Raw genomic sequence first — 25,001 nt, 5'->3', positions numbered from 1 at the left:
ACAGACACGCGGGGTCGACGCCTGCGCGCTGCGCGTTCGCGCCGCCCGTGGGCCCTCGCGGTTCGACGGAACAGCAGTTCAGAGGAACAGGAGCACGGGTTGACCGAATCGCACTCCCTCGGCAAGGCGGCCACGGGGGATCCCGCGGCGGCAGGAGCGGACGGCTCGGTGCTGAGCGACGCCGACGTCGCCCTGCTCGAGCGGGCCATCTACGAGGTCAAGCGCGTCATCGTCGGCCAGGATCAGCTCGTCGAGCGCATTCTCGTCGGTCTCCTCGCGCGCGGACACATCTTGCTCGAGGGCGTGCCGGGTGTCGCGAAGACGCTCGCTGTCGAAACGTTCGCCCGCGTCGTCGGCGGGTCGTTCTCGCGAGTGCAGTTCACCCCTGACCTCGTGCCCACCGACCTGATCGGTACGCGTATCTACCGTCAGGGCCGCGAGGAGTTCGACACCGAGCTCGGCCCGGTGGTCGCGAACTTCCTGCTCGCCGACGAGATCAACCGCGCACCCGCGAAGGTGCAGTCGGCACTGCTCGAGGTGATGGCCGAGCGGCACGTCTCGATCGGCGGCAAGACGTACTCGATGCCGGATCCGTTCCTGGTCATGGCGACGCAGAACCCGATCGAGAACGAGGGTGTCTACCCGCTGCCCGAGGCGCAGCGGGACCGCTTCCTGTTCAAGGTCCTCGTCGACTACCCGTCAGTGGAGGAGGAGCGCGAGATCGTCTATCGGATGGGCAACGTCCCGCCGACCGCCTCCCAGGTTCTCGACCCCGCCGCGATGCTGCGCCTGCAGCGGACCGCGGCGAACGTCTTCGTCCACCACGCGCTCGTCGACTACGTCGTCCGGGTCATCAACGCCACCCGCCGGCCGGCCGAGCTGGGCCTGAACGACGTCGCGTCGTGGCTGTCCTACGGCGCGTCGCCTCGTGCGACGCTGGGCATCGTGGCCGCGGCCCGCGCCCTGGCGCTGGTCCGCGGACGCGACTACGTGATCCCGCAGGACGTCGTCGAGATCATGCCCGACGTGCTGCGGCACCGCCTCGTGCTGTCCTACGACGCCCTGGCCGACGAGATCGATGCCGACCAGGTCATCGCCCGCGTCCTGCAGACCGTCGGACTGCCGCAGGTCGGCGCGCAACCGGTGCCGCAGGGGCAGTACCCGCCCGGACAGCAGCACGCGCCCAATCCCGGACACGGGCCGAATGGGTATGCGGGACAGCAGGTCCCGCAGTCCGCCGGTCCGATGGACCCGAATTCGGCCCCGGCGAACCGGAATTCACCTCAGTATGGCGGCTAATCGGGACCTACCGCGTCTCGGCGCCGGGCTGCTCGACGAGGCGCAGCTGACGGCGGCGCTGAAGATGCTCGAGCTCACCGTGCGGCGCAAACTCGACGGCGTGCTCCAGGGCGAGCACCTGGGCCTGATCCCCGGACCGGGTTCGGAACCAGGGGAAGCGCGGGCCTATCAGCCGGGCGACGACGTCCGGCGGATGGAGTGGTCGGTCACCGCACGCACGACCCAACCGCACGTCCGGCAGATGATCGCCGACCGCGAACTCGAGACCTGGCTCGTCGTCGACGCCTCGGCCAGCCTCGACTTCGGCACCGTCGACTGCACCAAGCGCGACCTGGCCGTCGCCGCGGCCGCGGCTCTGGTCCACCTCACGACCGGCGGCGGCAACCGGCACGGCGCGCTGGTGGTGACCGGTGACGACGTGGTGCGGGTACCGGCCCGTGCCGGGCGCGCGCACGCCCAGAACCTCCTCAAGACCATCGCCACCACGCGACGCAGCTCGCCCGGCGTCCGGGGTGACCTCAAGGCGGGGATCGAGGCGCTCCGACGGCCCCAGCGCCGTCGCGGCCTCGCCGTCGTCATCAGCGACTTCCTCGGCCCCATCGACTGGGAGCGCTCGCTGCGCGCCATCGGCGCACACCACGAACTCCTCGCGGTCGAGGTCCTCGACCCCCGCGATCTCGACCTCCCGGCGATCGGGGAGGTCACCCTGGCCGACGCGGAGTCCGGGGAGATCCACGACGTGACGATCACCGACGACCTCCGGCGCGACTTCGCGGCCGCGGCGCGCGCACACCAGCAGCGGGTCCACCGCACCCTGCGCAGCTGTGGCGGCGCGATCCTGACGTTGCGCACGGATCGGGAGTGGATCGCCGACACCGTCAAGTTCGTCGCACAACGCCGCCGCGGTCTCGCGGCGGGGGTGGGGTAGGTCGATGCTGTCCAGTCCCTGGTGGTTGCTCCTGCTCCTGGTCGTGGCGCTGCTCGGCGCCGCGTACGTCTACATGCTGCGCCGGCGGCGGCAGCGTGCGCTGACCTTCGCGAACCTGGACCTGCTGAAGTCGGTCGCGCCCGCGGACCGTAGTCGTCTGCGGCACCTGCCGATCGCACTGCTGATCGTCTCGCTGATCCTGTTGACGGTCGCGCTGTCCGGGCCGCAGGCCGATCGCAAGGTGCCGCGCAACAAGGCGACCGTCGTCCTGGTGATGGACGTGTCGCGGTCGATGAACGCCACCGACGTGTCGCCGTCGCGGATCCGCGCGGCGCAGGAGGCGGCGAAGAAGTTCGCCGACGAGCTGACCGAGGGCATCAACCTCGGACTGATCTCCTTCGCCGGTACCGCCGCCAGCCTTGTGTCGCCGACGCCGGATCACAACGCCACCAAGGTCGCGGTGGACAAACTGCGGCTCGACGACAAGACGGCAACCGGGGAGGGCATCTTCGCGGCCCTGCAGCAGATCAGCACGTTGAACGCGGTGCTCGGCGGGACCGAGGGCGCACCACCTGCGCGGATCGTACTGCTCTCCGATGGTAAGGAGACCGTCCCGGACGACCCCGACGACCCGCGGGGTGCCTTCACCGCGGCCCGGAAGGCCAAGGAGGAGAAGATCCCGGTCTCCACGATCTCCTTCGGTACCCGGACCGGCACCGTCGAACTCGAGGGCGACCGGGTGCCGGTGCCGGTCGACGACGACTCGCTGCGCAAGATCGCCAATCTGTCCGGTGGCGACTTCTTCACCGCGGCCAGCCTCGACGAGTTGAACAAGGTCTACGAGCAGCTCCAGGACGAGATCGGTTACGAAACCCGTCGAGGGGACAATTCGAAGCCGTGGCTGGTCGCCGGTACGTTGTTCGCGCTGGTGGCGGCGTTCGCCGCGCTGGCCATCAACCGCCGGCTGCCCTGACGCGGACGTGTCCGGGGTGTGCCGCCGTGCGCCCCGCCCACCGACCGCGTGTCACCCCCGCAACGAGAACGGATAAGTTGAACACCCATGACGGCAGCTAGCAACGAAGCGCAGAATCCCTCCCGCTCGGTCCTGGTGACCGGCGGCAACCGCGGAATCGGCCTGGCCGTGGCCCAGCGACTGGCAGCCGACGGTCACCGGGTGGCGGTGACGCACCGCGGTTCCGGAGCCCCGGACGGGCTGTTCGGCGTCAAGTGCGATGTCACCGACTCGGAGTCGGTCGACCGCGCCTTCGCCGAGGTCGAGGCGCATCAGGGTCCCGTCGAGATCCTCGTCGCCAACGCGGGGATCACCGAGAACATGCTCCTCATGCGACTGTCCGAGGAATCTTTCGAGAAGGTCCTCGACGCGAACCTCACCGGCGCGTTCCGGTGCGCCAAGCGCGCCACCAAGGGGATGCAGCGCGCCAAGTGGGGCCGGATGATCTTCCTCGGCTCGGTGGTCGCGATGTCCGGCATCCCCGGCCAGGTGAACTACGCGGCCTCGAAGGCGGGCCTGATCGGGATGGCGCGCTCGATCGCGCGTGAGATCGGCTCGCGCAACATCACCGCGAACGTCGTGGCGCCCGGGTTCATCGAGACGGACATGACCGCGTCGATGGAGGACCGCTACGTCGACATGGCCAAGCAGGCGATCCCGCTCGGCCGAACCGGCAAGCCCGAGGACGTCGCGGCGGCCATCAGCTTCCTCGCCTCCGACGAGGGCGGTTACATCTCCGGTGCGGTCCTGCCCGTCGACGGCGGAATGGGCATGGGGCACTGAAACTGCCGAGCGCGGTCGCACGGCTACTGACCCGCACAGCGCGGTCGTAAGGCACGTCAATCAACGTCGAACTCAGGAGCACATCTTCGTGAGCGGAATCCTGGACGGGAAGACCGTCCTCATCACGGGCATCATCACCGATGCGTCGATCGCCTTCCACGCCGCCGCCATGGCGCAGGAGCAGGGCGCCACGGTCCTCATCACCGGCATCCCGGAACGGCTCCGGTTGATCGACCGGATCGCCAAGCGGTTGCCGAAGGAGGTGCCGCCGGCCATCGGGCTCGACGTCACCAACGAGGACGATCTCGGCGCGCTCGCCGGGAAGCTCGCCGAGCTGGCGCCGCAGGGCATCGACGGCGTCATGCACTCGATCGCCTTCGCGCCGCGCACCTTGATGGGTCCCGAGGCCAAGCCGTTCCTGGAGGGGCCGGGCCCCGACGCCGCCAAGGCCTTCGAGATCTCGGCGTGGAGCTACGCCTCGCTCGCCCGCGCCGTGCTCCCCGCCATGAACGAGGGCGGCTCCATCGTGGGCATGGACTTCGATCCCCGCACCGCGATGCCGTACTACAACTGGATGGGTGTAGCGAAGGCCGCGCTCGAGTCGGTGAACCGGTACGTGGCGCGCGAAGTGGGCAACGCGAAGAACATCCGGTCGAACCTGGTGGCCGCCGGCCCGATCAAGACCCTGGCCGCGAAGGCGATCGCGGGTACTGCGACCGATGACGCCAAGCAGCTCAACATGCTCAACGAGTACTGGGACGGCGCGTCCCCGATCGGCTGGGACGTCGACGATCCCACCGTCGTCGCGAAGTCGGTGTGTGCCCTCCTCAGCGACTGGCTGCCGGCGACCACCGGTTCCATCGTCTACGTCGACGGTGGCGCCAGCCACAACACCTGGTTCCCGGAGGGCATGACCACCGGCTCATGAGTTCGCCAGCACCGGGGGACACCGCGCCCGTGGATCCCGCTCCGTTCGATCCCGCTCCGTTCGATGCCGTCCTGTTCCTGTCGTTCGGCGGACCGGACGGGCCCGAGGACGTGATGCCGTTCCTGGAGAACGTCACTCGCGGCCGGGGGATCCCGCGCGAACGGCTCGAGTCGGTGGCCGAGCACTACCTGCACTTCGGCGGCGTCTCACCGATCAACCGGCTCAACCTCGAGATGATCGATGCCCTGCGTGCCGAGCTCGACCGACGTGGTGTCGACCTCCCGGTGTATTTCGGCAACCGCAACTGGCACCCGATGGTCGAGGACACCCTGGCCGAGATGTACCGCGCCGGTCATCGCCGGATCCTCGTGTTCCCGACCTCGGCGTGGGGCGGCTACTCGGGGTGTCGGCAGTATCACGAGGACATCGACCGGGCGGTGACGGCGCTTGCCGACCGTGAACCGACGAGCCGCGAACCCGACGGTGCGGTGGTGCTCCGCAAGCTCCCGCAGTACTGGTCGCATCCGGCGTTCGTCGCTGCCGGGGCCGACGCGGTGCGCCGCGCTCTGGACGCACTCGGGCCCGGCGAGGAGCCGCCACGGCTGGTGTTCACCGCCCATTCGGTCCCGACCTCGGCCGATGAGGCGTCGGGTCCGGCGGCCGACGGCGGGAAGCTGTACTCGCGCCAGGTGCTGGCGGCGTCGCAGGCGGTCGCCGACGAGCTCGGCGTCGCCGACTTCGATCAGGTCTGGCAGTCACGGTCGGGTCCACCGCAGATCCCGTGGCTGGAGCCGGACATCTGTGACCATCTGGAGAGCCTTGCCGCGGAGGGTGTTCGACGGGTGGTCGTCTACCCGGTCGGGTTCATCTCCGACCATCTCGAGGTGATCTGGGATCTCGACAACGAGGCCGCGGAGGTCGCCGAGCGCCTCGGCCTGGACTATGTCCGCGCCGACACCGTGGGTCCCGATCCGCGGTTCATCTCGATGATCGGCGAATTCGTGGAGGCCTACGCCGGGGGCTTGGGCGACCTGTCGGCGATGGGATGCGGAGACAACGGCAGCACCTGTCGAGACCGGTGCTGTGTGCCCGCGGCGCGGCCTAGATCTGCGGCGAGGCCATCTGACCGCGCGTAGATTCACTGGCTTTGTTTGCCTTCATAACGATTTGATATAGGAACGGGTCCATAATGTGATCTGCGCCTCAATCGAAATGAAACTCTCGTGGTACGCGCATCTGAATCGGGGTGCGAACGTGAGAGAGGAATTCCCATGGCAGAAGGACCACTGAGGCTCGAGATCGATTTCCTCGGACCGATTCTGGAGACACTTTCCACCGGCTCCGCGGACGGTAGCAGCGAGCCCGTCAACTGAGATCCGTTTCCGCTGTGGGCTGCGTTGACGACGTAGCCCACAGCGGCGTGATCTCTCCTTTGTGCGCGTGTATCAACAGTGTTGACCGCGGAACGACCACTCATCCCAGTTGATCTCCGACCTGCTACGCAGCTACTCGCACGAGCGGTCGAGGACATTCCGTTGTATCGATGGGTGTTGGGTGACCACCTCCCGGATCTCACGCTGCGGGAATGGTTGGCCGAGATCTTGGTGCGGCCTTATCTCAAAGCCGGCTGCGTATTGGGTTCCTTCCAGAACGAGCATCTCGTCGGAATTCTGATCTGGCATCCCCACGATGTCGAATTGTCGCCCGACGGCGAACCGCCGCTCGTCCCGGCTGATTTCGTCCGGGTCGCGGCCATTCCCGGACTCCGCGAACGGCTGATCGAGTTCCTCACCAGCCCACAATTGCCCTCCCCGGCATCGGACGCCGTCGATGTGCGGATCGCGGCGGTTGTTCCCGAAGCTCGTGGTGGCGACGCTCTCGTTCGCATGATGCGCGAAGTGGAACGGTTCTGTGTCTCTGCGGCCCGGCCGTACTACGCCTGGACCGGCTCCGCTCGGCTGCGGGACTGGTTCGTCCACGAATGGGGGGCGACGTTGTTCGCCACCGAACAGCGGAACGGACTCGATCTGTACGGCGTCGTGTCCGAACGTCCGCCGCGGCTCCGGGAGTGACCTTCCGGCGGTGGCGGCCCGGGTCCTAGCGTCGCAGTAGCTCGAGGATCGTGTGATTGACCGCCGCCGCCCGTGCGGTCCGCGTCAGCGCCTGGAGTCCCCGGAGCGTCGCGTCGCCGGAATCCCATTGTCCGGCACTGTCTCCGATCTCCACATTGCGCGCTCCGGCGAGGTCGACGATCGCCTCGACCTGTGCCGCCGTGTCGATCAGGCGGGTGGAGCGCGCGTCGAGGAGGTGCGGGGGCAGGGCGACCCGATGCCTCGAGGTGAGCGCCGCGAGTTCCGTACGGAGGTCGCTCGCGTCGGCCGACCGGCGTCCGCCGAGCCCGCCGATGATCGTGGTCGCCCCTCGAACTGCTTGCCGCAGCTCGTATTCCAGATCACCGGCACTGGGTCCCGCGGATACGAGATGACCGAGGTCGAGGGTCGCGTCGTAGCGGTAGGCCGACCATGTGCACGTGACGAACGGTGGATCGGCGGTGTCGGCGGCGAACTCCGTTACGAGCGCGAGCGTGCCGGCGCCCGCCGCGTCGTCGACGAGCAGCACCTCGCCCGCGCCGAGTGCGGCCGACGTCGCGACATGCGGTGGGAGTCCCTGCGGATCACCCGTGGAGGGCAGGCGGACGACGAGGCGTCGAGCGGGTCGCAGCAGCGCGAGCAGATCGAGCACCCCGTTCGCCGAACCCGTTGCGGGCGAATTCTGTTCGGCCCCGGCGACCCCGCCGTCGGGCCAGTGCAGGAGGTGCCGGTCGGCGGATTCCGCCAGGGCTTCGATCACGTCGTCGGGGGAGCACCGGCCGGTGAGCCAGGCGGCCGACCACGCGCCGAGGGCGCACGTCGGCCACGCGACGGTGGCGGAGAGCAGGCGGCTGCGTTTCATCAAGAAGCCAGGATACCGGCGAGGCCGGTGGGAGCCGGGCGTGGCAACCCCGCGGGCGGGCCCGCGGGGCATACGGTGTGTGCGCCGCCCGACCTGTCCATCGCGGCGGCGTGATCACGAGATGACCGATCGAGAGATGGTGGTGTGCGATGGATGACCGCTACGGACGCGATGTGCTCTCCCAGCCCCGTCGGGCGAAGCCGCGTCCCGCGGAGGTCGCCGCGGATCGCGATCTGGTCGTCGAGGACGCCGCCACCGGCTTCTGCGGTGCGGTCGTCGGGCTCGAGAAGAGCTACGCCGGCGATCTCGTCCGGCTGGAGGACCGGCGAGGTCAGACGCGGGTGTTCCTGATGCACCCCGGCGCGTTCCTCATCGACGGTCGGCCGGTGACGCTCGTACGGCCGCGCACCAGAGGCCCGCAGCAGCCGGCCATGACGGCGTCGGGATCGCGAGCCGCCCCTCGCGCCCGCGCGCGGACCGCGCGCGCCAGCCGGCTCTTCGTCGAGGGCGTGCACGACGCGACACTCCTCGAGCGCGTATGGGGTGACGACCTCCGCGCGGAGGGCGTGGTCGTCGTCAGCCTCGACGGCCTCGACAACCTCGAGGCGGCACTCGATGAATTCCAGCCGGCACCTCATCGCCGGGCCGGTGTCCTCGTTGACCATCTGGTGGCGGGTTCCAAAGAAGCACATCTCACCGCCGAGGTCGGGGAGTACGTCCTCGTGTGCGGGCATCCCTACATCGACGTCTGGGAGGCGGTGAAGCCGGCGTCGGTGAAGATCCCGGCGTGGCCGCACATCCCGCGGGGCACCGACTGGAAGACCGGTGTGTGTGCCGAGCTCGGCTGGGGGGACCCTCGTGACGGCTGGCGCCGGGTGCTGGGCGGGGTGAGCAGTTTCCGGGATCTCGAGGTCGATCTGCTGCGGTCGGTGGAAGAACTCATCGACTTCGTGACCGCGGCCGAAGAGCCCAGGTGACGCACACGGCCTGACGCCCACCGGGGCCCACCCGCGTCGTGAGCGCCGAAGGCGGTTCGGACATCTCTGGCAGACTGGACCCATGAGCGCCCTGCTGTGGTTGGCGGCCGCGATCGTCCTGGTGGTCGCGGAGATGTTCGGTGGCGAACTCGTCCTGCTCATGCTCGCCGGGGGCGCATTCGCGGCCGCCGGTGTCGATTTCGCGTTCGAGACGCCGCTGTGGGTCGAGGGACTGGTCTTCGCGCTCGTCTCGGTGCTGCTGCTGGTTGCGGTCCGTCCGATCGCCCGTAAGCACATGCTGAACCGTCCGGCGGTCCTGATGAACACCGAGGCGCTCGAGGGTCGGCCGGCGGTGGTGACCGAACAGGTCGACGCCCGTGACGGACGCGTCAAGATCGGCGGCGACGTGTGGTCGGCCCGCACGATGGACCCGACCCAGGTGCTCGAACCCGGAACCCACGTGACCGTCGTGGAGATCGACGGCGCGACCGCGGTGGTGTGGCGCGCCTGAGCGGCCGCCGCGACACCGCCGAACGACAACGCTGGAAGGTGACCATGGAGTACGAGGTCTTCGGCCTGACCGTCATCGTTCTGCTCGTGTTGCTCGTGGTGGTTATGCTGGTCAAGTCCGTCGCGCTCATCCCGCAGGCGGAGGCCGCGGTCATCGAGCGACTGGGCCGCTACACCCGCACCGTCTCCGGCCAGCTCACCCTGCTGTTGCCGTTCATCGACCGCATCCGCGCCCGCGTCGACGTTCGTGAACGAGTGGTGTCGTTCCCGCCCCAGCCGGTCATCACCGAGGACAACCTGACGCTGTCCATCGACACCGTCGTCTACTTCCAGGTCACCAATCCCCGGGCCGCCGTGTACGAGATCGACGACTACATCGCCGGCGTCGAGCAGCTGACGATCACGACGCTGCGCAACGTGGTCGGCGGGATGACGCTCGAGGAGACCCTGACCTCCCGCGATTCCATCAACGGCCAGCTGCGCGGAGTCCTCGACGAGGCGACCGGCCGCTGGGGCCTCCGGGTCGCGCGCGTCGAGCTGAAGTCGATCATGCCGCCGCCGTCGATCCAGGAGTCGATGGAGAAGCAGATGAAGGCCGACCGCGAGAAGCGGGCGACGATCCTCTCGGCCGAGGGCCAGCGCGAGTCGGCGATCAAGACCGCCGAGGGAAACAAGCAGTCGCAGATCCTCGCCGCCGAGGGTGCCAAGCAGGCCGCGATCCTCGCGGCCGAGGCGGATCGGCAGTCGCGCATCCTGCGGGCGCAGGGCGACCGCGCCGCGTCGTACCTCAACGCCCAGGGTGAGGCGAAGGCGATCGAGAAGACCTTCGCGGCGATCAAGGCGGCCAAGCCGACCCCGGAACTCCTGGCCTACCAGTATCTGCAGCAGTTGCCCGAGATGGCCAAGGGCGAGGGCAGCAAGGTGTGGGTGGTGCCGTCCGACTTCGGTTCGGCCCTCCAGGGTTTCGCGAAATCCTTCGGTGTCCAGGGAGACGACGGCGTGTTCCGGTACGAGCCGGCCGACTCGCCGCCCTCGCCGATCGACGACTCGGAGACCGAGGACTGGTTCTCGATGGCCTCCGATCCCAAGGTCGCCCAGGCCGTTGCCGAGGCGGAGGCGGTGGCCCGCACCCCGGTCGCGCCCGAGATCACCGCTCGTGCGTCGCGCGCGTCGCGCCATGCGTCGCCGGTGGGGTCCGAGCCGGCCGAGCTCACCGATGGTGCGTGGTCCCAGCCCGTACAGCCCGAGGAGCCGGGGCCGGCCGAGCCCACGACCTGAGAACGGCTCAGCGGATGAGGTGCTCGACGCCCGCCATGCCGACCGCCCACATCACCGAGGCGAAGGTGCCCATGATGAACTGCTCGGCCGCATGCGGGGCGCGCAGCTCGGGGTAGCGGGCGAGGCTCTTCACGGCCAGGATGATCGCGAGGCCTTCGGGCCACCCCGCCATCAACGTGGTGACGACCGCGAGGCGTTCGAGGTATCCGATCACCCGGCCGCCGCGCAACGGCCCGGCTTCGGCCGGGTCGGTCGGGGCGGGCGTTGGGGAGTCGGGCGCGTCGGTGTCGTCCCCGGATCCGTCATCCGGCGACCCCTCCGGATCGGGTCCGGGCCCCGGGTGCTGGCCGACACCGCCGGCGACGAGGACCGTCCGGACCACGGGTCCGCCGCCGGTGACCGCCGCGAGCGCGGCGACCACCGGGACGGCCGAGGCGAGGAAGCCGCTGGCGGGCGCGGCCACGGCGGCGAGGACGGCGGTCACCCCGGCCAGGACCAGCAGGACGACGGCTCCGATGACGTCGAGTCTGCGTACGACGGACACCGGCGCGTGGTTGCGCTTCTCTCGCGTCGCGAGCGCCCAGGTCGGCGTCGCCAGTGCGGTCAGGAGAAGAAGGGTGATCGCTGCGGTGGTCATGCCGATCCTCCGGACGGGTTGTGTCGGTCGGCCTCGGCGAGCGCGTCGGCGACGAGGCCGAGGGAATCGGATTCCAGATCCCACGCCGCGGTCCGCAGCCGCTGACTCATGGCCTGTGGCGTGATGTCGAGTTCGGCGGCGGCCTCGACCTGGGTGAGGCCGCGGCGCATCAGCTCCACCGCCTCCCGGCCGGCGGCACTGCGGGCGGTGATCACATCGGCGATGAGACGGCCGGCCGTCTGGGCGTGACGGGACCAGCGAGTTTCCGGGCCGCGGACACAGAGGGGGACCCGCTGTCGTTTGGCGGCCTCGACGGCGTCGCGAGCGTGGACGAAGGCGGGCCCGCGACCGGCCCGGGTGGACGGGGGGAGAGGTTCATCGACCGGTCCGGTGCCGATGCCGACACTCCAGTGACCCTCGGCGGTGAGTTCGACGGCCAGTCGGGCGGCCGTCACCGGATCGGCGAGGACTCCCTGGATCTCGTCGCCCGCGGTACGTTCGAAGGCCCGTACGGTCTGGACCGTCGCGAGAGCGGTGAGGATGGCGTCCACCCGGTCTATGTCGCGGCGACTCCCGCGTTGGTCGACGGTGAGTACGAACATCATTCAAGGCTATGCACTTGATCGCGGTGAATCAAGCCCCCTGGCTGGATGGGATCGCGCTGGGTGACTTGATCCTCGGGGATCAAGTCGCTGCGCTTGTCGCGTTCGACGACGAGACCGGCAGGCGGGAGTCGAGCACCAGACCGGCGATGCCGATCGCAAAGAGGCCACCGGTGACCGCGAGCTGGAGGGGATGCGTGTCACCGGTCAGGGAATCGCCCAGCATGACCACCGCCGCGGTGCCGGGGGCCATACCGAGGATGCTGGCAATCGCGTACGGCGCGAGACGCACCGAGGACAGAGCCGAGCAGTAGTTCGCCACCGAGAACGGGCATGCCGCGATGAACCGCAGCGACCCGACCGCCAACCAGCCACGACGCTCGAGCCGGTACTCGACGGCACGGACCACCGGTGCCTTCAGGTACGGCTGCACGCGGTCGCGTCCGACCCTGCGGACCAGGACGAAGGCTGCCACCGCCGCCACCGACGAGGCGATCATCGCCCCCGCGAAACCGACCAGCGGTCCGAAGAAGATCCCGGACATCACCGTGAACGTCGACCGCGGGATCGGGGCGATGGTGACGACCGCGTAGGCGAGGAAGAACAACCACACGAAGGCCGGTCCCAGATCCGCGCCCCAGTCGCGGACGCTCGAGATCGAGGGCAGTGGGACGAAGTAGGACGCGGCCAGGACGGCGGCGAGGAGCACGGCGGCGACGAGAGCCCGGCGCAGGATCCGTCGATCGGCCCGACGACGGCCCGACGTCGGCGGGTGACCGTCTCCGGCGCTCGCCGCGTCCGCGATCTCCGCGTCGGCCGCGGTCGGGCCGGCGACATCCTCGCTGACAGCGGATCGATCGGGCACCCGGACACTCTACGCTGGGCCCAGCGGTGTACCGGGTCCCCGAGTGCGCCACGTCACGCCGACCTCGACGCCGAGCCGAGCGAGCGATCGGCTAGTGTCGTGTACGCGCTCATCACAGTGCATTCACGGAGGTGTGCTTCCCCACATGCCACAGCAAACTGACCAGCCCAAACCCGAGTCAGAACTCGACGACGCCTACCAGGCGTGGTCGACGGCCGCCGCGGCCGTTCTGGCGAAGTCGCGACGCGTCGACGTCGACGAGCTGCCCGACACACCCGAGGCGCTGCTCTCGACCGACACCGCCGACGGGCTGACCATCCGGCCGCTCTACACACGTCGCGACGAACTCGCCGAGCCCGGTGTCCCCGGTCGCTTCCCGTTCGTCCGCGGCGCCGACCCCGCGCGTGACGTCACCACCGGCTGGCGCGTCACGGAACGGTTCGGCGACGACGCGACGCCGGCGGCGGACCTCAATGAGCTCATCCTGGAGGCGATGGCCAACGGGACGAGCGGTCTCTGGCTCTCGGTGAGCAGGCCCGGTGACGGGCTGGGGGTCGCCGACCTCGCGACGGCGCTGCGCGGCGTCTACCTCGATCTGGTGCCGGTGACGCTCGATGCGGGCACCGAGGGCATCGCGGCGGCCCGCGAACTGCTCGGCCTGAAGGAAAAGGCCCAGGCCGCTCCGGTCGCCGCCGCTCCGACGGCGGCCACCGTCCACTCCTTCGGCCTGTCGCCGCTGACGGCCGCGTTCTCGGGCCGGGCGACCGTCGATCCCGATGAGGCCACGGCCCTCGCCGCATCCGGGCTGCCCGACGGGGTCCGTACCTTCCGGGTGGACGGCAGCGACTTCGCCACCGCCGGTGCCGACAACGGCCTCGAACTCGCACTCACGGTGGCGGCCGCGGTCGCCCACCTCCGTGATCTCACCGCGGCCGGCCTCTCACCCGAGGCCGCGCTGCGTCAGATCACCTTCGGCGTCTCCGCCGACGACGACCAATTCGCCACGATCGCGAAATTCCGTGCGCTGCGCAAGATCTGGGCTCGGGTGGCCGAAGTCGTCGGCGCACCCGAGGTCGGCGGAGCGCTGACCCACGGCGTGACCGATCTGTCGATGTACTCCCAGCGGGACCCGTGGGTGAACATGCTGCGCAGCACCATCGCGGCGTTCGGCGCCGGGGTCGGCGGCGCCGACCAGCTGACCGTCCTGGGCTACGACGCGACCATCCCGGCGGACAAGCGCACCTCGAGCGCGTCCTTCTCACGACGCATCGCCCGTAACACCCAGCTGCTGCTGCTCGAGGAGTCCAACATCGGACGCGTCCTCGATCCGGCCGGCGGGTCGTGGTTCGTCGAGTCCCTGACCGACGATCTCGCCACGAACGCCTGGACGGTGTTCACCGAGGTCGAGGCCGCCGGCGGTTACCGTGTCGCGCTCGACACGGGCTGGATCGCCGAGAAGGTCGACGCCTCCCTCGCTCGCCGCGACACCGAGGTCGCGCATCGCCGCATCTCGGTCACCGGCGTCAACGAGTTCCCCAACATCGACGAGCGCGCACTGTCGGAGACGACCGGGGCCCCGGCCTCCGCGGTCACCGACGTCGTCACCGGTACGCCGCGCCTCGCGCGGATCGGACGCGCCTTCGAGGAACTGCGGGACCGGTCCGACGTCGTGCTCGCCGAGCACGGTGAACGGCCGTCGATCCTGCTCATCCCGCTCGGCAGTGTCGCCGAACACAACGGCCGCACCACGTTCGTCGCGAACTTCCTGGGTGCCGGTGGCATCACCGTCGTCAACCCGGGCCCGCTGACCGCGGACAAGGTCGGCGACGCGGTGGCCGGGGCGAACACCCCGATCGCGGTCCTCTGCGGAACCAAGGCGCGCTATGCGGAGGAGGGGCCCGCCGCACTCGCGGCCGCTCGCGCGGCCGGTCTGTCGACGGTGCTCCTCGCCGGACCGGACAAGGAATGGCCCGAGGGCGACGACCGTCCCGACGGTTCGCTGCGAGTCGGCATCGATGCGGTGAGCACCCTCGGCGACCTTCTCGACCAGCTGGTCTCGACATCCCCGAAGACGGCGGGAGCAACGGCATGACCCAGACCGAACCCGATCTGACACAGACGATTCCGAACTTCGCCGGAATCGGTCTGACATCGGACGACACCGGTGCGACGACCGCCGATGGTGCCGCGGCCGCGGTCGCCGAGGAACTCGCCTCGGCGCACGGCTATTCGGTGGACCAGGTCACCTGGAGCACCCCGGAGCAGATCGACGTCACGCCGGTGTACACGCGCGCCGAGCGCGACGCCGTCCTCGACGATGCCGAACATCCGTACCCGCTCGACTCCGTTCCCGGTGCCGCACCGTTCATCCGGGGCCCGTACCCGACGATGTACGTCAACCAGCCGTGGACCATCCGCCAGTACGCCGGCTTCTCGACCGCAGCCGAATCCAACGCCTTCTACCGTCGCAACCTCGCGGCCGGCCAGAAGGGACTGTCGGTCGCATTCGACCTCGCGACCCACCGCGGCTACGACTCCGACCATCCGCGCGTCGCCGGTGACGTCGGCATGGCCGGTGTGGCGATCGACTCGATCCTCGACATGCGTCAGCTCTTCGACGGGATCGACCTCGGCAGCGTGTCGGTGTCGATGACGATGAACGGCGCGGTGCTGCCGATCCTCGCGCTCTACGTCGTGGCCGCCGAGGAGCAGGGTGTGCCGCCGGAGAAGCTGGCCGGGACCATCCAGAACGACATCCTCAAAGAGTTCATGGTCCGCAACACCTACATCTATCCGCCGAAGCCGTCGATGCGGATCATCTCCAACATCTTCGAGTACACCAGCCAGAAGATGCCGAAGTTCAACTCGATCTCGATCTCCGGCTATCACATCCAGGAGGCCGGGGCGACGGCCGATCTGGAGCTGGCCTACACGCTCGCCGACGGCGTCGAGTACATCCGCGCCGGACTCGAGGCCGGCCTGGACATCGACAAGTTCGCCCCGCGACTGTCGTTCTTCTGGGGCATCGGCATGAACTTCTTCATAGAGGTCGCGAAGCTGCGTGCGGCGCGTCTGCTGTGGAGTGAGCTCGTCGCCGAGTTCGGTCCGAAGAACGCGAAATCACTGTCGCTGCGCACACATTCGCAGACCTCGGGCTGGTCGCTGACCGCCCAGGACGTGTTCAACAACGTGGCCCGCACCTGCGTCGAGGCGATGGCCGCCACGCAGGGTCACACCCAGTCGCTGCACACCAACGCCCTCGACGAGGCCATCGCGCTGCCGACCGACTTCTCGGCCCGCATCGCGCGCAACACCCAGCTACTCCTGCAGCAGGAGTCGGGCACCACCCGTCCGATCGATCCGTGGGCCGGTTCGAACTACGTCGAGTGGCTCACGCATCAGCTGGCGCAGAAGGCGCGCAAGCACATCCGCGAGGTCGAAGAGGCCGGCGGCATGACGCAGGCCATCAACGAGGGCCTGCCGAAGCTGCGCATCGAGGAGGCCGCGGCACGCACCCAGGCGCGTATCGACTCCGGCCAGCAGCCGTTGGTGGGCGTGAACAAGTACCAGGTCGCCGACGACGAGGAGATCGAGGTCCTCAAGGTCGAGAACTCGAAGGTGCGCGCCGAGCAGCTGGAGAAGCTGGACCGGCTTCGCGGACAACGCGATTCGGCTGCGGTCGAGGCGGCCCTGGCCGATCTCACCCGCGCGGCCGCGTCGTCGGAGGGTGGCCTGGAGAACAACCTGATGGCGCTGGCCATCGAGGCAGCACGGCATCAGGCGACGGTCGGTGAGATCTCCGAGGCACTCGAGAAGGTCTATGGTCGCCATCAGGCGGAGATCAAGACGATCAGCGGGGTGTACCGACATGAGGCGGGCGAGGTGAGCAACATCGACGCGGCGATCGAGGCCGTGCGCCAGTTCGCCGAGGCGGAGGGCCGCCAGCCGCGTGTCCTGGTCGCGAAGATGGGTCAGGACGGCCACGACCGCGGCCAGAAGGTGATCGCGACCGCGTTCGCCGACCTCGGCTTCGACGTCGACGTGGGCCCGCTGTTCGCCACGCCGGAGGAGGTGGCCGCGCAGGCCGCCGACAACGACGTGCACGTGGTGGGTGTGTCGTCGCTGGCCGCCGGGCACCTGACGCTGGTCCCGGCCCTGCGGGAGGCGCTGCGTGAGGTCGGCCGCGAGGACATCATGGTGGTCGTCGGCGGCGTGATCCCGCCCGGCGACTTCGCCGAACTGTACGAGGCCGGCGCCGCCGCGATCTTCCCGCCCGGATCGGTCATCGCCGACTCGGCCGTGGAACTCATCGGCAAGCTCGCCGACACCCTCGGCCTGGAACTGCCCGGGGCGACCGCGAACTGATGGCGGTCCAACCGCGACGTCCCATCGACGTCGACGCGCTGGCCGACGCTGTCCTGGCCGATCGCCGCGCCGATCTGGCGCGTGCGATCACGCTCGTCGAGTCCAAGCGCGCCGATCACCGGGCCGCCGCCCAGGAGCTGTTGCTGAAGCTGACGCCGCACGCGGGCAAGTCGTTCCGCGTCGGCATCACCGGCGTCCCCGGGGTGGGCAAGTCGACGACGATCGAGGCGCTCGGCATGCACCTGCTGGAGCTGGGCCACAAGGTGGCGGTGCTCGCCGTCGACCCCAGTTCGACGCGCACGCGGGGCTCGATACTGGGCGACAAGACCCGAATGGGCCGGCTGTCGACGGCCGAGAACGCCTACATCCGGCCGTCGCCGACGTCGGGCACGCTCGGCGGCGTGGCCAAGGCCACCCGCGAGAGCATCGTGCTCGTCGAGGCGGCCGGGTTCGACGTCGTGCTGGTCGAGACGGTGGGAGTCGGGCAGTCCGAGGTGACGGTCGCGAACATGGTCGACACGTTCACGTTCCTCACCCTGGCCCGCACCGGGGATTCGTTGCAGGGCATCAAGAAGGGTGTCCTCGAACTCGCCGACGTGGTCGTGGTGAACAAGGCCGACGGCAAACACCTCAACGAGGCGAAGAGCGCGGCACGCGAGTTGAAGAACGCGCTGAAGCTGATCTATCCGCACGACGCGCTGTGGATGCCGCCGGTGCTGACCATGAGCGCGATCGAGAACACCGGCGTCGACGAGTTCTGGAAGACCGTGGTACGCCACAACGAGACCCTCACCGCGGCAGGAGAGTTCACCGCCCGCCGCAACCAGCAACAGATCGACTGGACCTGGGCGATGGTCAACGACATCGTGCTGTCACGGCTCGGTGACTCACCGGCCGTGCGCGGGATCCGCGGCGACGTGGAGCAGCAACTGCGGGACGGGTCGCTGACCCCGGCCCTCGCCGCGCAACGGATCGTGGACGCGTTCGACGAGCGTTGAGTGCACCGATCGAGGTCGCATGCGATCTCGATCCGTCCGTGCGACCTCGATCGAGGTCGCGTCAACGGACTGAGGTCGCATGCGACGTCAATCCCGGCGGCGGCGCGGACATCTGGTGCGGCCCGGCGCCCCCGGGGTTAGAGCATCAGGCCAACAGCGGTGCCAGCGTCTCGCCGAGTAGCGAGACCCGCCCCGGCACATGGCCGTTGGCGGGAGCGTTCACCGTGACACCGTCGACACCGGTCGCGAGCAGCTCGGCGTAGCGGGCGGCCACCTCGTCGGGATCCCCGACGATCGTCGATCCGCGGCGAACCTCGGCCGCCGGTGTGCGCTCCAGGTACGCCTCCAGCTCGGCGGTCGCCTCGGCGGCGGTCGGCGCCACGCACGCCGACGTCTGCACGGTCACGGTGATCTCCGAGCGGTCCCGGCCGAGTCGTTCGCAGTGTTCGGCGAGTGCGTCGAGTTTGCGGGGGATGTCGGCGGGTGTGCACAGCAGGTTCGATTCGTCGGCGTACTGCGCGACCATCCGCAACGTCTTGCGCTCGCCGCCGCCGCCGATCATCACCGGGATCTTCGACAGCGGCGCAGGCACATTGAGAGCGTTGGTGACCCGATAGCGGTCACCGTCGAGGCTGGGTGCCTCGCCGGCGAGCATGCCGAGGATGATCTGCAGCGCCTCCTCGAGGCGCTCGAACCGGTCGGTGAACGTCCCGAACTCATACCCGAGCGAATCATGTTCCAGCTCATACCATCCCGCCCCGATGCCGAGCTGGGACCGACCACCCGACACCACGTCGAGCGCCGTGACCGTCTTCGCGAGCAGCGTCGGGTTGCGGTAGGTGTTGCCGGTGACGAGCGACGACAGACGGACCTTCGAGGTGTGCTGGGCGAGTGCCGCGAGCAGGGTGTAGCACTCGATCATCGGGTCGTCGGGCTCACCGAGCATCGGCAACTGATAGAAGTGATCCATCACGAAGACGGTGTCGAAACCGGAGTTCTCGGCCTCTTGCGCCTGCGCGACCACGGTGGGGAACAACTGGTCGGCGGCGACGCCGGGGTAGGTGAAGTTCGGGATCTGGTAACCGAGTCGAGTCACCCGTTCAGAGTAGTCCGGTGGACTCCTCCGGCGCGGTGCCGACGATTTCGGGTGCGCGACTGCGTGCGAACGCGCCGATCGTCTCGATCAATTCGTCGAATACGGCGTCGACGTCGGTGGAGGTCGCGATGCGGGCGTTGGGTCCGGGCGCGGTCATCGCGCGTTCGTCGGCCACGGTCATGCCCCGCGTCAGCGTCCCGGCGAGTTCGACGTCGACGCGCGCCGGGCGGGTCTCGACCGTGTCGGGGGCCAGCGCGACCAGTGCGGCGAACGGGTCGTGCAGGTGGGCGATGTAACCCTCGTCGTGATCGTCGTGGAACTCGAAATAGAACCGCAGCGCGTCGACGAGATGCCGGATGATCTCGTTGTCGGCGACCGAACGGAGTCCGCGTTCGTCGGTCGGGTCCGGGCACTCGACGGGTGTGCTGCCGGCCGCGGCGGCGAGTCGGACCACGTGATCGGGTGTCAGGACGACCGACTCGGTGAGGTCGAGCGCGCAGACGATCGGTTCCGGGGCGCCCGCGGTGCCGAAGGCGGTGAACACCTCGGCCGCTGCTTCCGGGTCGACGGCCACATTCCACTCCGAGGTGGGCGTCGTGTTGCCGTGGGTGTGGAAGGCGCCGCCCATGATGACCAGGCGCCGCAGGCGCGCCGGCAGGTCCGGGTCGCGTCGGATCGCGGTCGCCAGGGACGTGAGGGGGCCGGTCACCAGGCCGACGAGTTCGCCGGAGTGCGCCTGCGACGCCTCGATCCAGGCGTCGGCGGCGTCGAGATGGCTCGGCGTCGTGGTCGGGGCCGGCAGTTCGGCGTGTCCGACGCCCAGCGGACCGTGGGTGTCCTCGGTGGTCATCAGCGCGGCGACGAGGGGAGTGGCCGGGCCGGTGTGGACGGGCACCTCGGAGCGTCCGCACAGCTCCAGCCACGAGAGATTGTTGGCCGTCACGACATCGACGGGCACATTGCCGGCCGTGGAGGCCACTCCGACGAGGTCGACATCGGTGCGCGCGAGCAGATAGATCAGCGCGAGTGAGTCGTCGATGCCGGTGTCGCAGTCGAAGAACAGGCGCTGGGTCACCGCACAATTGTGCCGGGTCCGCTGCGAACGCGGGTCCACCACCCCGTCGGGACCCTAGGCTCACGGCAGCCGGGGCGGACCGTCGTCGGCCCGATGAGCCCCGGAGGAACCGATGGCCCCGACACGACACACGCTGGCCGCCCTGGGTGCCGGTGCGGTCCTCCTGGTGAGCGCGTGCGGCGCGAACAGCGCCGAGCCCGAGGCTTCCTCGACGAGTGGTTCGGCCGGCGCTAGCGGTACGCCGTCGGCTCCCGTCGTCACACCGGTGGTCGGGTCGGTGATGTTCGCGCCGACACCGTTCGCCGGTTCCGACGGCGACAACCACCTCGTCTATGAGATCTCGCTGACCAACTACGGGCGCACACCGGTGACGGTCGCCGGAGTCGAGGTGCTCGACGCCACCACCGACCGCGAACCGCTGCTCACACTCGACGACAACGGGGTCCGCGACCGGCTCAAGCCCACCGGCGCCCCGTCGGTGCCGCCCGGTCCGGGCGCACCCGAGGGGTACTCCGACGTGCTGGCGCCGGGACAGAACGGCGTCCTCTTCCTCCACGTGACCTTCTCCGGGAATGCGCCGAAGCAGCTGATCCACGAGATCTCCGTGCGTGCCGACGCGGCGCGACCGGGTATGCGGGATGTCGACGAACGCCTCGCGCCCGTCACGGTGGGCGATTCAACCGTCCCGGTCCTGGGACCACCCCTGCTCGGTGAGCACTACATCGCCGCCGACGCGTGCTGCGACGCCGTCCGGCACACACGCGCGCTTCTCCCACTGAACGGATCACCGGTCCTCGCCCAGCGGTACGCGGTGGACTGGGAGCAGGCCGGTGCCGATGGTCGGATCTTCGTCGGCGACGCGAAGAATCCGGCGAGCTACCGGATCTTCGGCGATGACGCGCTCGCCGTCGCCGACGGCACGGTGGTCGCCAGCCGCAACGACCTGCCGGAGCAGACACCGGGGACGTTCCCGCCGGATCTCGCCATCGGCGACGCCGACGGCAACAACCTCGTCCTCGACATCGGCGACGGCTTCTACGTGAACTATGCGCACATGCAACCCGGGTCGGTCCGCTTCGCCCCTGGCGACCGGGTGCGCCGGGGTGAGGTCATCGGCAAGGTCGGCAACACCGGGAACTCGGTGGCGCCGCACCTGCACGTCCACGTCATGAACGGGCCGGAGTTCCTCGGCTCGCAGGGTGTGCCCAGCGTGACCGAGGAGTTCACGATCACCGGCCGGGTGGTCGACAATGCGGCGTTCGACGCCTCGGAGGCCACCGGGGTGCCGTTGCGGCTCGCCCCCGGCGTGACGGAGAGCACACACGAGAAGCAGATGATCCTCGATCAGAACATCGTCACGTTCACCGCAGGCTGACAACGGTTTCCGGCGTCACCACCTCCCAACCGGCACCCAACACGGGGTCGGTCACGACTGGACAACGATCTCATCATCCGTACGGTCGGACCCATGTCGATTCAGGACTCTGCCTTCGAATGGACGGAAACGAACCGCGAATGGCTGATCGAGAATCCCGCTCGCATCGTCGCCTACGTGGCCGTGGCGTTGATCGTCCGCTTCGTGATCCACCGTGCCATCGACCGCGCCACCCGGCCACGGACCGCCGGCGGGGAGCCGGGCCGCGGCTCCGCTCTCATGCGCGGACTGCGGTCGAAGTCGGCCTCCACCGAGCGCAACGCCCAGATCGCCGCACGCCGTGCACAGCGGGCCGCGACGATCGGGTCGGTGCTCAAGTCGACGGTGTCGATCGTGCTGCTCGTCTGGGTGGTGCTGTCGGTCCTGAGCGTCCTCGGCGTCAACATCGCGCCGTTCATCGCCTCGGCCGGCATCGTCGGCCTCGCCATCGGTTTCGGTGCGCAGAACCTGGTGCGCGACTTCGTGACCGGCGTCTTCATGCTGCTCGAGGACCAGTACGGCGTGGGTGACATCGTCGATCTCGGCGAGGCCGTGGGCGAGGTCGAATCGGTGGGGCTGCGCGTCACCACCCTGCGCGACATCGACGGCACTCTCTGGTACGTCCGCAACGGCGAGATCGCCCGCGTGGGCAACATGAGCCAGGAGTTCGCGGTCGCGCGCGTCGACGTCCCGGTGGCGCCCGGCGCCGACATCGACAAGGCGCAGCAGGTGGCCGACGAGGCGGCCCGCACCGCGGTGGAGGAGGACTCGACCGACATCCTCGGCCAGATCGAGATGCTCGGCGTCCAGGAGGTGTCGTCGGATCAGGTCGTCCTGCGTCTGACGGTGAAGACCAAACCGAACGGCCAGTGGGCGGTGCAGCGGCGACTGCGTCGGGCGATCCTGCGGGCCTTCGTGGAGAACTCGATCGATCTGCCGTACTCGCGGGCGTGGGCGGCGCTCGCGGATTCGGTCGCACCCTGACGCGGAGATCGCCTGCGGCACAACGAGAAGAACCCCGGCGGTGAGCCGGGGTTCTTCTCGTTGTTCTGGTGTCCGAGGGGGGACTTGAACCCCCACGTCCGTTAATAGGACACTAGCACCTCAAGCTAGCGCGTCTGCCATTCCGCCACTCGGACCTGCGTGCCGCGGTGAGCGTCCGGCGATCTCCCGCCGGTGGTCTCTCGACCCCGTCTCGCTGCAGCGGGATAACCCTAACCGAGGTTGCCCGTGTATCCCAAATCCCGTAGGAGTGAGGGGTGTCTTCACAGTCTGCGACCGACGAAGTGGTCGATCTGGTCAGCCAATTGATCCGTTTCGACACCTCCAACACGGGCGAGCCCGAGACCACCAAGGGCGAGGAGGAGTGCGCCAAGTGGGTGGCCCAGCAGCTCGAGGAGGTGGGTTACACCACGCAGTACGTCGAGTCCGGCCGTCCCGGCCGCGGCAACGTGTTCGCGCGCCTCGCCGGCCCGCCCGACTCCGATCGCGGCGCGCTGCTGATCCACGCCCACCTCGACGTCGTGCCCGCCGAACCGGCCGACTGGAGCGTGCATCCGTTCTCCGGTGCCATCAAGGACGGCTACATCTGGGGCCGCGGCGCGGTCGACATGAAAGACATGGCCGGAATGGCCCTGGCGCTCGCGCGTCAGTTCAAACGAGACGGCACCGTGCCGCCCCGGGAGCTGGTGTTCGCGTTCCTCGCCGACGAGGAGGCCGGCGGGGCGTGGGGCGCGCACTGGCTCGTCGAGAACCGGCCCGACCTGTTCGAGGGCATCACCGAGGCCGTCGGCGAGGTCGGCGGCTTCTCGCTCACCGTCGACCGGCCCGACGGCACGCAGAAACGTCTCTATCTGGTCGAGACGGCCGAGAAGGGGCTCGCGTGGATGCGGCTCACCGCCGAGGCGCGGGCCGGGCACGGATCGTTCCTGCACGACGAGAACGCCGTCACCGAGGTCGCCGAGGCGGTCGCCCGGATCGGTCGGCACACGTTCCCCCTGGTGATGACGGAATCGGTCAGCCAGTTCCTGGCCGAGGTCAGTGCGGAGACGGGCCTGGACCTGAGTCCCGAGGCCCCCGACCTGGAGACGTCGCTGTCCAAGCTGGGCAACCTCGCGCGGATCATCGGCGCGACCCTGCGTGACACCGCCAATCCCACGATGCTCAAGGCCGGCTACAAGGCCAACGTCATCCCGCAGAAGGCCGAGGCGGTCATCGACTGCCGCGTGCTCCCCGGGCGGCAGGCCGCGTTCGAGAAGGAGATCGACGAACTCATCGGCCCCAACGTGCGGCGGGAGTGGATCACCCATCTCGATTCCTACGAGACGACCTTCGACGGTGACCTGGTGGATGCGATGAACGCCGCCGTCCTCGAGCACGATCCGCAGGGAAAGACGGTGCCGTACATGCTCTCCGGCGGCACCGACGCCAAGGCGTTCGCGAAGCTGGGCATCCGGTGCTTCGGGTTCGCGCCGTTGCGGTTGCCGCCCGAACTCGACTTCGCGGCCCTGTTCCACGGCGTCGACGAGCGCGTGCCCGTCGATTCGGTTTTGTTCGGCACCAAGGTCTTCGAGCACTTTCTGCGGCACAGCTGAGCACACCACTACAGTGGGCGGCACGGCCTTCCCGCCGATCCGGGCGCACCGGTTCGGAGGGTGACCGGCACTCTTCCGACGCGCGAAACGTGAGAAAGGTGAACACATGTCGTCATTCGACCCGTACTCCCCGCTGCCGAGCCTTCCCGGTTTCACCCTGACCTCGGAGAGCTTCACCGACGGGGCCGCACTCGCCAACGGGCAGGTGAGCGGGATCATGGGTGCGGGTGGCGAGGACCTCTCCCCGCAGCTGAGCTGGTCCGGCTTCCCCGCCGAGACCAAGAGTTTCGCCGTCACCGTCTATGACCCCGACGCTCCGACCGCCGCCGGGTTCTGGCACTGGGCCGTCGCCGACATCCCCGCCTCGGTCACGAGCCTGCCCGAGGGCGCCGGCGACGACGACGGGTCCGGGCTCCCCGACGGCGCGGTCACCCTCACCAACGACGCTTCGCTACGCCGCTACATCGGTGCCGCGCCGCCTCCCGGACACGGCCCGCACCGCTATTTCGTCGTCGTGCACGCCGTGGACACCGAATCGCTCGGGCTGCCGGAGAACGCGACACCGGCCTACCTGGGTTTCAACCTGTTCTCGCATGCGATCGCGCGGGCGACCCTCGTCGGCACCTACGAACAACCAGCCGAGAACGTCTGAGTTCTCGCACGGCCGATCGCCCGGTGCACCTGCGTA

Annotated in this window: 23 protein-coding genes and 1 tRNA gene; 17 read left to right on the top strand and 7 right to left on the bottom strand. The window is 69.2% G+C overall.

The window, feature by feature from the left end; genetic code table 11:
• The first annotated feature begins 99 nt into the window (after positions 1-99).
• From ACFUEJ_RS20080 to ACFUEJ_RS20050, 7 genes are all read left to right on the top strand, one after another.
• Entirely contained in the window at positions 100-1,299 is a 1,200-nt protein-coding gene (locus ACFUEJ_RS20080; RefSeq protein ID WP_065632174.1) for a MoxR family ATPase, read from the top strand.
• Entirely contained in the window at positions 1,289-2,227 is a 939-nt protein-coding gene (locus ACFUEJ_RS20075) for a DUF58 domain-containing protein (RefSeq protein ID WP_058250392.1), read from the top strand. The genes ACFUEJ_RS20080 and ACFUEJ_RS20075 overlap by 11 nt, the downstream gene beginning before the upstream one ends.
• Before the next feature lie 4 nt (positions 2,228-2,231).
• Complete coding sequence (locus ACFUEJ_RS20070; RefSeq protein ID WP_388031407.1) at positions 2,232-3,200, top strand: VWA domain-containing protein; 969 nt, start codon at positions 2,232-2,234, stop codon at positions 3,198-3,200.
• Between the two features lie 87 nt (positions 3,201-3,287).
• Positions 3,288-4,022, top strand: coding sequence for a 3-oxoacyl-ACP reductase FabG1 (gene fabG1, locus ACFUEJ_RS20065; RefSeq protein ID WP_388031404.1), 735 nt, complete (start codon positions 3,288-3,290; stop codon positions 4,020-4,022).
• Positions 4,023-4,110: 88 nt separating this feature from the next.
• On the top strand, positions 4,111-4,950 hold the full coding sequence (gene inhA / locus ACFUEJ_RS20060; protein ID WP_137810558.1) for an NADH-dependent enoyl-ACP reductase InhA: 840 nt from the start codon (positions 4,111-4,113) through the stop codon (positions 4,948-4,950).
• Positions 4,947-6,086, top strand: a complete 1,140-nt coding sequence (locus ACFUEJ_RS20055; protein WP_374610463.1) for a ferrochelatase — start codon at positions 4,947-4,949, stop codon at positions 6,084-6,086. Before inhA ends, ACFUEJ_RS20055 begins: the two co-directional genes overlap by 4 nt.
• Before the next feature lie 411 nt (positions 6,087-6,497).
• Positions 6,498-7,022 carry a hypothetical protein gene (locus ACFUEJ_RS20050; protein ID WP_388031401.1) on the top strand — a complete coding sequence of 175 codons (525 nt, stop codon included), beginning with the start codon at positions 6,498-6,500 and terminating at the stop codon, positions 7,020-7,022.
• Between the two features lie 25 nt (positions 7,023-7,047).
• Here the strand turns inward: ACFUEJ_RS20050 and ACFUEJ_RS20045 are convergent, their stop codons facing one another.
• Positions 7,048-7,902, bottom strand: a complete 855-nt coding sequence (locus ACFUEJ_RS20045; protein WP_388031399.1) for a serine/threonine protein kinase — start codon at positions 7,900-7,902, stop codon at positions 7,048-7,050.
• 149 nt (positions 7,903-8,051) lie between these two features.
• Here ACFUEJ_RS20045 and ACFUEJ_RS20040 point away from each other — a divergent pair, with 149 nt between their 5' ends.
• The 3 genes from ACFUEJ_RS20040 to ACFUEJ_RS20030 all read left to right on the top strand — a co-directional run bounded on the left by ACFUEJ_RS20040 (position 8,052) and on the right by ACFUEJ_RS20030 (position 10,667).
• Complete coding sequence (locus ACFUEJ_RS20040) at positions 8,052-8,879, top strand: DUF3097 domain-containing protein (protein WP_388031396.1); 828 nt, start codon at positions 8,052-8,054, stop codon at positions 8,877-8,879.
• Between the two features lie 82 nt (positions 8,880-8,961).
• Complete coding sequence (locus tag ACFUEJ_RS20035; RefSeq protein WP_065632182.1) at positions 8,962-9,390, top strand: NfeD family protein; 429 nt, start codon at positions 8,962-8,964, stop codon at positions 9,388-9,390.
• A gap of 44 nt (positions 9,391-9,434) precedes the next feature.
• Positions 9,435-10,667, top strand: coding sequence for an SPFH domain-containing protein (locus tag ACFUEJ_RS20030; RefSeq protein WP_388031418.1), 1,233 nt, complete (start codon positions 9,435-9,437; stop codon positions 10,665-10,667).
• A gap of 7 nt (positions 10,668-10,674) precedes the next feature.
• Here ACFUEJ_RS20030 and ACFUEJ_RS20025 read toward each other — a convergent pair whose 3' ends face one another.
• The 3 genes from ACFUEJ_RS20025 to ACFUEJ_RS20015 form a co-directional block, all read right to left on the bottom strand.
• Complete coding sequence (locus ACFUEJ_RS20025) at positions 10,675-11,304, bottom strand: hypothetical protein (protein ID WP_388031393.1); 630 nt, start codon at positions 11,302-11,304, stop codon at positions 10,675-10,677.
• Positions 11,301-11,906, bottom strand: coding sequence for a hypothetical protein (locus tag ACFUEJ_RS20020; RefSeq protein ID WP_137810564.1), 606 nt, complete (start codon positions 11,904-11,906; stop codon positions 11,301-11,303). The genes ACFUEJ_RS20025 and ACFUEJ_RS20020 overlap by 4 nt, the downstream gene beginning before the upstream one ends.
• Before the next feature lie 82 nt (positions 11,907-11,988).
• Entirely contained in the window at positions 11,989-12,771 is a 783-nt protein-coding gene (locus tag ACFUEJ_RS20015) for a TVP38/TMEM64 family protein (RefSeq protein WP_058250402.1), read from the bottom strand.
• Positions 12,772-12,916: 145 nt separating this feature from the next.
• On the opposite strand from ACFUEJ_RS20015, the gene ACFUEJ_RS20010 reads away from it, so the two are divergent.
• Genes ACFUEJ_RS20010 through meaB form a run of 3 tightly spaced genes read left to right on the top strand, consistent with a single transcriptional unit; the run spans position 12,917 to position 18,134 of the window.
• A complete protein-coding gene (locus tag ACFUEJ_RS20010; protein WP_137810565.1) occupies positions 12,917-14,863 on the top strand; it encodes a methylmalonyl-CoA mutase family protein in 1,947 nt (648 codons plus the stop codon).
• Entirely contained in the window at positions 14,860-17,136 is a 2,277-nt protein-coding gene (gene scpA / locus ACFUEJ_RS20005) for a methylmalonyl-CoA mutase (protein WP_388031389.1), read from the top strand. The genes ACFUEJ_RS20010 and scpA overlap by 4 nt, the downstream gene beginning before the upstream one ends.
• Positions 17,136-18,134 (top strand): methylmalonyl Co-A mutase-associated GTPase MeaB, encoded by a 999-nt coding sequence (meaB, locus tag ACFUEJ_RS20000; protein ID WP_058250405.1) that lies wholly within the window; start codon positions 17,136-17,138, stop codon positions 18,132-18,134. The genes scpA and meaB overlap by 1 nt, the downstream gene beginning before the upstream one ends.
• 145 nt (positions 18,135-18,279) lie before the next feature.
• Here meaB and ACFUEJ_RS19995 read toward each other — a convergent pair whose 3' ends face one another.
• On the bottom strand, positions 18,280-19,230 hold the full coding sequence (locus tag ACFUEJ_RS19995) for an LLM class F420-dependent oxidoreductase (protein ID WP_388031387.1): 951 nt from the start codon (positions 19,228-19,230) through the stop codon (positions 18,280-18,282).
• Positions 19,231-19,234: 4 nt separating this feature from the next.
• A complete protein-coding gene (locus ACFUEJ_RS19990) occupies positions 19,235-20,305 on the bottom strand; it encodes a nucleoside hydrolase (RefSeq protein ID WP_388031384.1) in 1,071 nt (356 codons plus the stop codon).
• A gap of 112 nt (positions 20,306-20,417) precedes the next feature.
• Between ACFUEJ_RS19990 and ACFUEJ_RS19985 the strand changes: the two genes are divergently transcribed.
• Both ACFUEJ_RS19985 and ACFUEJ_RS19980 read left to right on the top strand, forming a co-directional pair.
• On the top strand, positions 20,418-21,680 hold the full coding sequence (locus ACFUEJ_RS19985; RefSeq protein WP_388031382.1) for a M23 family metallopeptidase: 1,263 nt from the start codon (positions 20,418-20,420) through the stop codon (positions 21,678-21,680).
• A 93-nt stretch (positions 21,681-21,773) separates the two neighbouring features.
• Positions 21,774-22,703, top strand: coding sequence for a mechanosensitive ion channel family protein (locus tag ACFUEJ_RS19980; RefSeq protein WP_065632191.1), 930 nt, complete (start codon positions 21,774-21,776; stop codon positions 22,701-22,703).
• 66 nt (positions 22,704-22,769) lie between these two features.
• Here the strand turns inward: ACFUEJ_RS19980 and ACFUEJ_RS19975 are convergent.
• A tRNA-Leu gene (locus ACFUEJ_RS19975) sits at positions 22,770-22,858 on the bottom strand.
• 120 nt (positions 22,859-22,978) lie between these two features.
• Here ACFUEJ_RS19975 and ACFUEJ_RS19970 point away from each other — a divergent pair.
• Both ACFUEJ_RS19970 and ACFUEJ_RS19965 read left to right on the top strand, forming a co-directional pair.
• On the top strand, positions 22,979-24,313 hold the full coding sequence (locus tag ACFUEJ_RS19970) for a M20/M25/M40 family metallo-hydrolase (RefSeq protein ID WP_388031378.1): 1,335 nt from the start codon (positions 22,979-22,981) through the stop codon (positions 24,311-24,313).
• Positions 24,314-24,419: 106 nt separating this feature from the next.
• Entirely contained in the window at positions 24,420-24,965 is a 546-nt protein-coding gene (locus ACFUEJ_RS19965; protein ID WP_065632231.1) for a YbhB/YbcL family Raf kinase inhibitor-like protein, read from the top strand.
• Positions 24,966-25,001 lie beyond the last annotated feature (36 nt).

Origin of the sequence: Gordonia sp. NPDC057258 (assembly GCF_042668985.1) — a bacterium.
Lineage (GTDB): Bacteria > Actinomycetota > Actinomycetes > Mycobacteriales > Mycobacteriaceae > Gordonia > Gordonia hongkongensis.
This window is presented reverse-complemented; position numbering and strand designations above follow the sequence as displayed.

What these genes read in the sequence shown, in the direction of transcription:
- ACFUEJ_RS20035 (WP_065632182.1), top strand. Translation starts at nt 8,962, where the DNA reads ATGAGCGCCCTGCTGTGGTTGGCGGCCGCGATCGTCCTGGTGGTCGCG.
- ACFUEJ_RS20045 (WP_388031399.1), bottom strand. Translation starts at nt 7,902, where the DNA reads ATGAAACGCAGCCGCCTGCTCTCCGCCACCGTCGCGTGGCCGACGTGC.
- fabG1 (WP_388031404.1), top strand. Translation starts at nt 3,288, where the DNA reads ATGACGGCAGCTAGCAACGAAGCGCAGAATCCCTCCCGCTCGGTCCTG.
- ACFUEJ_RS20075 (WP_058250392.1), top strand. Translation starts at nt 1,289, where the DNA reads ATGGCGGCTAATCGGGACCTACCGCGTCTCGGCGCCGGGCTGCTCGAC.
- ACFUEJ_RS19965 (WP_065632231.1), top strand. Translation starts at nt 24,420, where the DNA reads ATGTCGTCATTCGACCCGTACTCCCCGCTGCCGAGCCTTCCCGGTTTC.
- ACFUEJ_RS20020 (WP_137810564.1), bottom strand. Translation starts at nt 11,906, where the DNA reads ATGTTCGTACTCACCGTCGACCAACGCGGGAGTCGCCGCGACATAGAC.
- ACFUEJ_RS20070 (WP_388031407.1), top strand. Translation starts at nt 2,232, where the DNA reads ATGCTGTCCAGTCCCTGGTGGTTGCTCCTGCTCCTGGTCGTGGCGCTG.
- ACFUEJ_RS20030 (WP_388031418.1), top strand. Translation starts at nt 9,435, where the DNA reads ATGGAGTACGAGGTCTTCGGCCTGACCGTCATCGTTCTGCTCGTGTTG.
- meaB (WP_058250405.1), top strand. Translation starts at nt 17,136, where the DNA reads ATGGCGGTCCAACCGCGACGTCCCATCGACGTCGACGCGCTGGCCGAC.
- ACFUEJ_RS19985 (WP_388031382.1), top strand. Translation starts at nt 20,418, where the DNA reads ATGGCCCCGACACGACACACGCTGGCCGCCCTGGGTGCCGGTGCGGTC.
- scpA (WP_388031389.1), top strand. Translation starts at nt 14,860, where the DNA reads ATGACCCAGACCGAACCCGATCTGACACAGACGATTCCGAACTTCGCC.
- ACFUEJ_RS20010 (WP_137810565.1), top strand. Translation starts at nt 12,917, where the DNA reads ATGCCACAGCAAACTGACCAGCCCAAACCCGAGTCAGAACTCGACGAC.
- ACFUEJ_RS20055 (WP_374610463.1), top strand. Translation starts at nt 4,947, where the DNA reads ATGAGTTCGCCAGCACCGGGGGACACCGCGCCCGTGGATCCCGCTCCG.
- ACFUEJ_RS19980 (WP_065632191.1), top strand. Translation starts at nt 21,774, where the DNA reads ATGTCGATTCAGGACTCTGCCTTCGAATGGACGGAAACGAACCGCGAA.
- ACFUEJ_RS20040 (WP_388031396.1), top strand. Translation starts at nt 8,052, where the DNA reads ATGGATGACCGCTACGGACGCGATGTGCTCTCCCAGCCCCGTCGGGCG.
- ACFUEJ_RS20025 (WP_388031393.1), bottom strand. Translation starts at nt 11,304, where the DNA reads ATGACCACCGCAGCGATCACCCTTCTTCTCCTGACCGCACTGGCGACG.